Here is an 8467-nt window from a genome sequence, read left to right as displayed (position 1 = left end):
ACTGACCGCGGACGCGTCGGACGAGCTCGGGCGACGGGGGCACCGTCTCCTCGAGCGCGTACGGGCGGCGCAACGCGTGCCACTTCTCGCGGCCGAGCTGGTGGAAGGGCAGCACCTCGACTCGCGTGACCGTGCCGGAGCGCACGCCGTTCAGTGAGGCCGTGTAGTCGGCGACCCGCTCGACGTTGTCCCACGCATCCGTGAGCCCCGGCACGAGCACGAAGCGCACCCACACCTCGACCCGGCCCTCGCGCGCGAGCCGCCGCCCGAACCGCAGGGTCGGCTCGAGCGCCTCGCCGGTCACGCGCCGGTAGGTCTCGGGGTCGCCCGACTTGACGTCGAGCAGCACGAGATCGGTGTCGGCGAGCGCCTCGTCCGTCAGCGCGCGGCCGAAGAATCCGCTCGTGTCGAGGCACGTGTGCACGCCCAGCTCCTTCGCTCCGCGCAGCACGCGGGCCGCGAACGCCGGCTGCATGAGGATCTCGCCGCCCGAGAGCGTGAGCCCGCCGCCCGTCGCCTCGAAGACCGGCAGATAGCGCGCGATGCGCGAGATGAGCTCGGATGCCTCGACCTCTGTGCCGTCGCGCATGAACCAGGTCTCGGGGTTCTGGCAGTACAGGCACCGCAGCGGGCACCCGTTCATGAACACCGTGAGCCGCGTGCCCGGCCCGTCGACGGCGGTGACGAGCTCCCACGAGTTGACGCACCCGAGCTCGCCGGAATGCAGGCGCGCCACGCGGTCGTGATGCGAGACGACGTCGGCCGCCGCGACATCCCCGAGCGCGCTCACCGCGCCGTTCGTGACCGCCATGCCGGTCACACGCTCTCGTGGAAGGTGCGCGAGAGCACGTCGAGCTGCTGCTCGCGCGTGAGCCGCACGAAGTTCACCGCGTAGCCGGAGACCCGGATCGTCAGCTGCGGGTAGTTCTCGGGGTGCTCCATGGCGTCCTCGAGCGTCTCGCGGTTCAGCACGTTGACGTTCATGTGGTAGCCGTCCGTTCCGACCGAGGCGTCCAGCAGGCCGGCCAGGTTCGCGACGCGCTCCTCGCGGGTGCGCCCCAGGCCGCTCGGCAGCACGGTGTTCGTGAGCGAGATGCCGTCTTGCGCCTCGGCGTAGGGGATCTGCGCGACCGACAGCGCGCTCGCGAGCATGCCGTGGCTGTCGCGGCCGTTCATCGGGTTCGCCCCCGGCGCGAACGGCTGCCCCGCACGGCGCCCGTCCGGCGTGTTCCCCGTGTTCTTGCCGTAGACGACGTTCGAGGTGATGGTCAGCACCGATTGCGTCGGCACGGCGCCCCGATAGCAGGGGTAGTGGCGCAGCTTCTCCATGAACGACTCGACCAGCTCGACGGCGATCGCGTCGGCGCGCTCGTCGTCGTTGCCGTAGCTCGGGAACTCGCCGTCGGTCTCGTAGTCGACCACGATGCCGCGCTCGTCGAAGAGCGGGGTGACCCGCGCGTACTTGATGGCCGAGAGCGAGTCGGCCGCGACCGAGAGCCCCGCGATGCCGCAGGCCATCGTGCGCAGCACGTCCTTGTCGTGCAGAGCCATCTCGAGCCGCTCGTAGTCGTACTTGTCGTGCATGTAGTGGATGACGTTCAGCGCCTCGACGTAGGTGGCCGCCAGCCACTCCATGGTGTCGTCGAGGCGGGCGCGCACGTCCGCGTAGTCGAGGGGTGCGCCCGCCTCGACCGCGGGGCGCGCCGGCGCCACCTGCGCGCCCGTGATCTCGTCACGGCCGCCGTTGATGGCGTAGAGCAGCGCCTTCGCGAGGTTGGCGCGGGCGCCGAAGAACTGCATCTGCTTGCCGACCGCCATGGGCGAGACGCAGCATGCGATCGCGGCGTCGTCGCCCCACGCCTCGCGGATGTAGCGGTCGGATTCGTACTGCACGGCCGAGGTGTCGATCGACACCTGCGCGCAGTACTCCTTGAAGCCCCGCGGCAGCCGCCGCGACCACAGCACGGTGAGGTTCGGCTCGGGAGCCGGCCCCAGGTTGTAGAGCGTCTGCAGGAAGCGGAACGAGCTCTTGGTGACGAGCGTGCGCCCGTCCTCGCCCATGCCGCCGATCGTCTCGGTGACCCAGGTCGGGTCGCCGGAGAACAGCGCGTCGTACTCGGGCGTGCGCAGGAAGCGCACGATGCGCAGCTTGATCACGAAGTCGTCGATCAGCTCCTGGGCGGATGCCTCGTCGAGTGCGCCGCTCGCAAGATCGCGCTCGAGGTAGATGTCGAGGAAGGTCGAGGTGCGCCCGAGCGACATCGCCGCGCCGTTCTGCTCTTTCACGGCGGCGAGGTAGCCGAAGTAGAGCCACTGGATCGCCTCGCGCGCGGTCGTCGCCGGGCCGGAGATGTCGTAGCCGTAGCTCGCGGCCATCGCCTTCAGCTCGGCGAGCGCCCGCAGCTGCTCGGCGTGCTCCTCGCGCTCGCGCACGACGGACTCGGTGAACGGCCGCGTGTCCCAGTCGAGCTTGTCGAGCTTCTTCGCGGCGATGAGCGCGTCGACGCCGTAGAGGGCGACGCGGCGGTAGTCGCCGATGATCCGCCCGCGGCCGTAGGCGTCGGGCAGGCCCGTGAGCACGTGCGAGCTGCGCGCCGCGCGCACCGCAGGCGGGTACGCGTCGAAGACGCCGGCGTTGTGCGTCTTGCGGTGCTGGGTGAAGGTCTTCCTGAGGTTCTCGTCGACGTCGTAGCCGTAGCTGCCGAGGCTGTTCTCGACCATGCGCCAGCCACCCAGCGGCATGATGGCGCGCTTGAGCGGGGCATCCGTCTGCAGCCCGACGATCAGCTCGTCGTCGCGGCGGATGTAGCCGGGGCCGAACGCGGTGATGCCCGCGGGAGTGTGCGTGTCGATGTCGTAGACGCCGCGCTCGCGCTCTGCGGGCATGAGCTCGGCGATGCGCCCCCAGACGCGCCTCGTGCGGTGGGTCGCGCCCGCGAGGAATCCGGCGTCGCCCTCATAGGGCGTGTAGTTGCGCTGGATGAAGTCGCGCACATCGATCGCGTCCTGCCAGGCGCCCGCCTGGAAGCCCCGCCATGCCGGCACCGTCTCGAGGTCCGCTCCGGCCGTGCCCACGCTGATGATCGTCATAGTTCAAGTTATACAGGCACGACTTGTATCTAAGCTGGGTCTTCAGTCCCAGCCTGTGACGTCGAAGCGCTAAGCGGAGGCCGTCGACGAGGCCCGGAAGATGCGCTCGAGCGCCGCCGGCGAGGTCGTGTTCTCGCCGAGCCGGTTCGGCTTGCCCGCGCCGTGGTAGTCGCTCGACCCCGTGACGACGAGGTCGTGCGCTCGGGCGAACTCGAGCAGGTAGGCCTTGCCGTCGTCGGTGTTCTCGCGGTGGTCGACCTCGAGGCCGACGAGCCCCGCGTCGACGAGCGAGGTGAGGTAGCGGGCGTCGAGCACATTGTCGCGGCCGTGCGTGGCCGGGTGCGCGAGCACCGGCACTCCCCCAGCGCCGCGGATCAGCTTGACGCCGTCGAGCGGGCTCGGCGCATAGAGGGGCTCGAAGTAGCCGCCCCGCGGGTGCAGCAGGGTCTCGAACGCCTCGCTGCGGTTCAGCACGTGGCCGCGGGTGACGAGCGCATCGGCGATGTGCGGTCGGCCCACGGATGCCCCCGGCGCGGTGTGCGCGAGCACGTCCTCCCACGTCAGCTCGTAGTCCTCGGCGATGCGCGCCACCATCGACTCGGCGCGCGTGCGGCGCCCGTCCCGGATCCGCTCGCACTCGGCGACGAGCGCCGCGTCCTCCGGGTCGAAGAAGTAGGCGAGCATGTGCACGCTCTTCCAGCCGAAGCGGGTCGAGAGCTCCATGCCCGGGACGAAGTCGATGCCCTGCGCGGACGCCTCGGCCGAGGCATCCGCCCACCCGGCCGTCGAATCGTGGTCGGTGAGCGCGACGGTGCCGAGCCCGGCCGCCGCGGCCGCGCGCACGAGCTCTGCGGGTGTCTGCGTGCCGTCGGACACGCTCGAATGCGTGTGCAGATCGATCGGCTCACGGTACGGCACGTCACAATGCTAGACAATTGGTGCATGGACACGAGCGACGCGCTGACCACGACCAAGGCCCCCCGAGCCACCTCGAACCGCTCGACCCTGCCGCCGGCTGCGGCGTTCAAGGACTACATCGGCTCGCACTGGGCCGAGCGCACCGACGTCGTGCCGCCCGCCCGCGAGCAGGCCGCCTTCGCCGCGGCGCGCCGCGCCCGGCTGTCGGCCCTCTACCCGGGCAAGCGCCTCATCGTGCCCGCCGGCGGCGCCAAGGTGCGCAGCAACGACACCGACTACCCGTTCCGCGCCCACTCGGCGTTCTCGTGGCTCACCGGCTGGGGCGCCGACGCCGAGCCCGACTCGGTGCTGGTCATCCAGGGCGACGAGGCGACCCTGTACTTCCGGGAGCGCGCCGGCCGCGACTCCGACGAGTTCTACTCGAACCCCCAGATCGGCGAGTTCTGGATCGGCGCGCGCCCCTCGCTCGCTCAGGTGGCCGGCGATCTGGCGATCGCGACCGCCGGCATCGCCGACGCCGCCGCCGTCGTGTCGGCGTCCGACGCCGACACGATCGTGCTGCGCGAGGCGGACCCCGAGATCACCGCCGCGGTCGACGCGGCGCGAGGCGAGGCATCCGATCTTGAGCTGGACGCCCAGCTCGCACGCGATCTGTCCGAGCTGCGCCTCGTGAAGGACGAGTTCGAGCTCCGCGAGCTGCGCGCCGCGGTCGAGTCGACGAAGCGCGGTTTCGAGGACGTGATCCGCGCCCTGCCGCAGATCACCGCGCACGAGCGCGGCGAGCGCATCGTCGAGGGCGTCTTCTACACGCGCGCGCGCGGTGAGGGCAACGCCGTGGGCTACGACACGATCGCGGCGGCCGGCCCCCACGCGTGCATCCTGCACTGGACCCGCAACGACGGCCCCGTCGTGCCGGGCGACCTGATCCTGATCGACGCGGGCGTCGAGGGCGAGAGCCTGTACACCGCCGACATCACCCGCACGCTTCCCGTGAACGGCACGTTCACCGACGCGCAGCGACTCGTCTACGAGACCGTGCGAGAAGCGGCGGATGCCGCGTTCGCGGTGGCCCGCCCCGGCATCCGCTTCCGCGAGGTGCACGCCGCCGCGATGGAGGTCATCGCCAAGCGCACCGCCGAGTGGGGGCTGCTGCCCGTCACGGCGGAAGAGGCGCTCGGGGCCGACGGCCAGCAGCACCGCCGCTACATGGTGCACGGCACGAGCCACCACCTCGGCCTCGACGTGCACGACTGCGCGGCGGCGCGGCGCGAGATGTACCAGGACGGCGTGCTCGAACCGGGCATGGTGTTCACGATCGAGCCCGGCCTCTACTTCCAGCCCGACGACCTCACGGTGCCAGAGCACCTGCGCGGCATCGGCGTGCGCATCGAGGACGACGTCGTGGTGACCGCGTCGGGCGTCGAGAGCCTCTCGGCGGGCATCCCCCGCACGGCCGACGAGGTCGAGGCGTGGATCGCCGAACTGCGGGGCTGAGGCGCCGCGAGCGGCCGACGGCGTGCCTTACGCGCGGCGGCTACGCGCGGCTTCCCGGCGGGCACGCCACCAGGCCCAGAAGCGCTGCAGCTGGGCGCGCGCCCAGCGCCCGAGGCGCCGGGCCCAGCGGAACTCGGTGCCGAGCACGGCGACGCCGATGAACACGATGAGCCACCCCGGCCCTGGCAGCGGCACGAGGATCAGGCCGCCGATGACGATCGCGCCGCCGATCACCGCGATCAGCAGGCGGTAGCTGAGATAGAGCCCCGGCCGGCGGCGCAGCCACCGTCGGCCGCGCGCGAGCGCTCGAGACCGGCTGGGGTGTGCTGCGGGCGACGTCGTCACCTCGCGAGCATCCCACGCCGAGTCTGTAAGCCGGCTCAGACTGCGATCAGAGAACGGTGCCCGTTCCCCGACCCGCGTTCGCGAGCACGTTGCGCGCGCGGTTCGCGTTGTCGGGGTCGACCACGACGGCGTACGAGGTGGCGAGCACGGCGGTCTGCGAGGTGTAGTCGCGGCGACCGCGGGTGAGTGCGTACGACACCAGGCTGAACAGCATGCCGAAGCCGGCGCCGAGCAGCACGGCGGCGATCTCGAGGCTGAGATCGGCGCGGCCCGTATTGAAGATGAAGAGCACGATCGCGAGGAAGATACCGAACCAGGCGCCGCTCGCGGCGCCGGCGAGCGCCACGCGGCCCCAGCTGAGCCGCCCGGTGATGTGCTCGACCGACTTGAGGTCGTTGCCCACGATCGAGACGCCGCCCACCGGGAAGTCCGCACGGGCCAGCACGTCGACGGTCTGCTGCGCGTCGAGATAGCTCTCGTACGTGGCGATCACCTCGCCCTTCGGAACGCTGGGAAGCTGGATTCCACGACGCCCACCGAGGGGGCCTGCGTTGCTCATAGCCCCATAGTGGCACGGGGCCTGCGGAATGGCGCCCGGACTAGGCTGTTTCCGTGAGTGCACAGCGGGTTTTCGTGGCGCGCCTGGCCGGCTGCCTCGTCTTCGACCCCGTCGGCGACCGGGTCGGCAAGGTGCGCGACGTCGTGGTCGTCTACCGCGGCGAGTCGGCCCCGCGCGTCGTCGGCCTCGTCGTCGAGATCCCGGGGAAGCGCCGCGTCTTCGTGTCGATCACCCGCGTGACATCCATCGGCGCCGGCCAGGTGATCACGACCGGCCTCATCAACGTGCGCCGCTTCGAGCCGCGCGCCGGTGAGCTGCGCGTGATCGCCGAGATCCTCGGCCGCCAGCTCGCCTTCCGCGACGGCAGCGGCACCGCGACGATCGAAGACGTCGCGATCACGCAGACCCCGAGCGGCCAGTGGGACGTGACGCAGCTCTTCGTGCGCCGCCCCAAGACCTCGTCCTCGCCCTTCGCGAAGGGCGCGACCCAGTTCGTCGCGTGGAGCGACATGCGCGAGACGGATGCCTCGGCCGCGGCCCCCCAGTCGGCGGAGCAGCTCATCGCGACCTACACCGATCTGAAGCCCGCAGACCTCGCGACCAGCCTGCTCGAGCTGCCCGCCGAGCGCCGCGTCGAGGTGGCGGCCGAGCTGCCCGACGAACGGCTCGCCGACGCGCTCGAAGAGATGCAGGAGCAGGACCAGGTCGAACTGCTGCGCGCCCTCGACGACGCGCGCGTCGCCGCGGTGCTCGACCAGATGCAGCCCGACGACGCGGCCGACCTGTTCGCCCAGCTGACGTCGGCCGAGCGCGAGCACCTGCTCGAGCTGATGGAGCCCGAAGAGGCCGAGGACGTGCGCCGGCTGCTCAACTACGCCCCCAACTCGGCCGGCGGCCTGATGACGACCGAGCCGGTCATCATGTCGGCCGACGCGACCGTGGCCGAGGCGCTCGCGCTCATCCGCCGCGAGGAGCTGCCGCCTGCCCTCGCCGCCTCGGTGTTCCTCACGCTGCCGCCGTATGAGCCGCCGACCGGGCGCTTCCTCGGCACCGTGCACTATCAGCGCATGCTGCGGCACCCGCCGCACGAGCGCCTCGGGGGCCTCGTCGACCAGGGCCTCGAGCCCGTGCTCGTCGACGCGACGATCGCCGAGGTGTCGCGCACCCTGGCGAGCTACAACCTCGTCGCCGTGCCGGTCGTCGACGAGAAGGGCCGCCTCGTCGGCGTCGTCACGATCGACGACATCCTCGACCACCTGCTGCCCGACGACTGGCGCCGCCGCGACGGCGAGGACGCCGCGCTGAAACGCACGGCCGCGGCACGGACGGGAAACATCGGCATCATCGGAAGGAGGTGACCCATGGCACGGGTCGACAACAAGTCCCTCGGGCTCGACGCCCCGAAGGGCCTCGCGGGCAGGGGCCGCCCCCGCCGCGACTCCGACCGCTTCGGCCGCTTCACCGAGTGGCTCGCCCGCGCGATGGGCACCCCGTGGTTCATCGCCGCGCTGACGGTGTTCTGCCTGCTGTGGCTCGCGTGGAACACGTACCTGCCCGACTCGTGGCACTTCGACTCGCAGCGCAACGGCTTCACGGTGCTCACCCTCGTGCTGTCGCTGCAGGCCTCCTACGCCGCGCCCCTGATCCTGCTCGCGCAGAACCGGCAGGACGACCGCGACCGCGTGCAGATCGAGCAGGACAGGCAGCGCGCCGAGCGGAACCTCGCCGACACCGAGTACCTCGCCCGTGAGGTCGTGGCGCTGCGCCTCGCGCTGCGCGACGTGCCGACGAAGGACTTCATCCGCCAGGAGCTGCGCGCGCTGCTCGACGAGCTCGACAGCGCCCGCGACGGCGGCGCGGAGCCCGCCGTGGACTCGGCGCCGTGAACCTCGCCGATCGGGTCGGCGCCGCACTGGCATCCGTCATCGACCCCGAGATCAGGCGGCCGATCACCGAGCTCGACATGGTCGAGTCCGTTGCGGTCAGCGATGCCGGGCAGGCATCCGTCGCGATCAGGCTGACGATCGTGGGATGCCCCGCGGCCGACCGCATCGAGCGTGA

9 protein-coding genes are annotated in these 8467 nt (G+C 71.3%); 4 read left to right on the top strand and 5 right to left on the bottom strand.

Annotated elements, in window-relative coordinates:
- The 3 genes from pflA to ACM2XV_RS09930 form a co-directional block, all read right to left on the bottom strand.
- On the bottom strand, positions 1 to 811 hold an 811-nt coding region (pflA, locus tag ACM2XV_RS09940), incomplete at its 3' end, for a pyruvate formate-lyase-activating protein (protein WP_487026814.1).
- A gap of 5 nt (positions 812 to 816) precedes the next feature.
- Positions 817 to 3090: a formate C-acetyltransferase gene (pflB, locus tag ACM2XV_RS09935; RefSeq protein WP_487026813.1), complete on the bottom strand. Its 2274-nt coding sequence runs from the start codon at positions 3088 to 3090 to the stop codon at positions 817 to 819.
- 69 nt (positions 3091 to 3159) lie between these two features.
- Positions 3160 to 4008, bottom strand: coding sequence for a PHP domain-containing protein (locus tag ACM2XV_RS09930; protein WP_344774106.1), 849 nt, complete (start codon positions 4006 to 4008; stop codon positions 3160 to 3162).
- A gap of 24 nt (positions 4009 to 4032) precedes the next feature.
- Between ACM2XV_RS09930 and ACM2XV_RS09925 the strand changes: the two genes are divergently transcribed.
- The gene (locus tag ACM2XV_RS09925) at positions 4033 to 5502 is read left to right on the top strand and encodes an aminopeptidase P family protein (protein WP_487026812.1); all 1470 of its coding nucleotides are present in this window, start codon (positions 4033 to 4035) and stop codon (positions 5500 to 5502) included.
- 27 nt (positions 5503 to 5529) lie between these two features.
- Here the strand turns inward: ACM2XV_RS09925 and ACM2XV_RS09920 are convergent, their stop codons facing one another.
- Together ACM2XV_RS09920 and ACM2XV_RS09915 are read right to left on the bottom strand one after the other, a co-directional pair.
- Complete coding sequence (locus tag ACM2XV_RS09920; RefSeq protein ID WP_487026811.1) at positions 5530 to 5847, bottom strand: TIGR02611 family protein; 318 nt, start codon at positions 5845 to 5847, stop codon at positions 5530 to 5532.
- A 46-nt stretch (positions 5848 to 5893) separates the two neighbouring features.
- Complete coding sequence (locus tag ACM2XV_RS09915) at positions 5894 to 6406, bottom strand: YflT domain-containing protein (RefSeq protein WP_487026810.1); 513 nt, start codon at positions 6404 to 6406, stop codon at positions 5894 to 5896.
- A 53-nt stretch (positions 6407 to 6459) separates the two neighbouring features.
- On the opposite strand from ACM2XV_RS09915, the gene ACM2XV_RS09910 reads away from it, so the two are divergent.
- The 3 genes from ACM2XV_RS09910 to ACM2XV_RS09900 all read left to right on the top strand — a co-directional run.
- On the top strand, positions 6460 to 7764 hold the full coding sequence (locus tag ACM2XV_RS09910) for a magnesium transporter MgtE N-terminal domain-containing protein (protein WP_487026809.1): 1305 nt from the start codon (positions 6460 to 6462) through the stop codon (positions 7762 to 7764).
- A 3-nt stretch (positions 7765 to 7767) separates the two neighbouring features.
- Positions 7768 to 8292 carry a DUF1003 domain-containing protein gene (locus tag ACM2XV_RS09905; RefSeq protein WP_344774096.1) on the top strand — a complete coding sequence of 175 codons (525 nt, stop codon included), beginning with the start codon at positions 7768 to 7770 and terminating at the stop codon, positions 8290 to 8292.
- A partial coding sequence (locus ACM2XV_RS09900; protein WP_487026815.1) for an iron-sulfur cluster assembly protein occupies positions 8289 to 8467 on the top strand: 179 nt, incomplete at its 3' end. The genes ACM2XV_RS09905 and ACM2XV_RS09900, both read left to right, overlap by 4 nt.

Source organism: Gryllotalpicola sp. CP2-P1, from assembly GCF_057512245.1.
The sequence above is the reverse complement of the archived record's forward strand: the minus strand, read 5'-3'. Positions and strand labels throughout refer to the sequence as shown.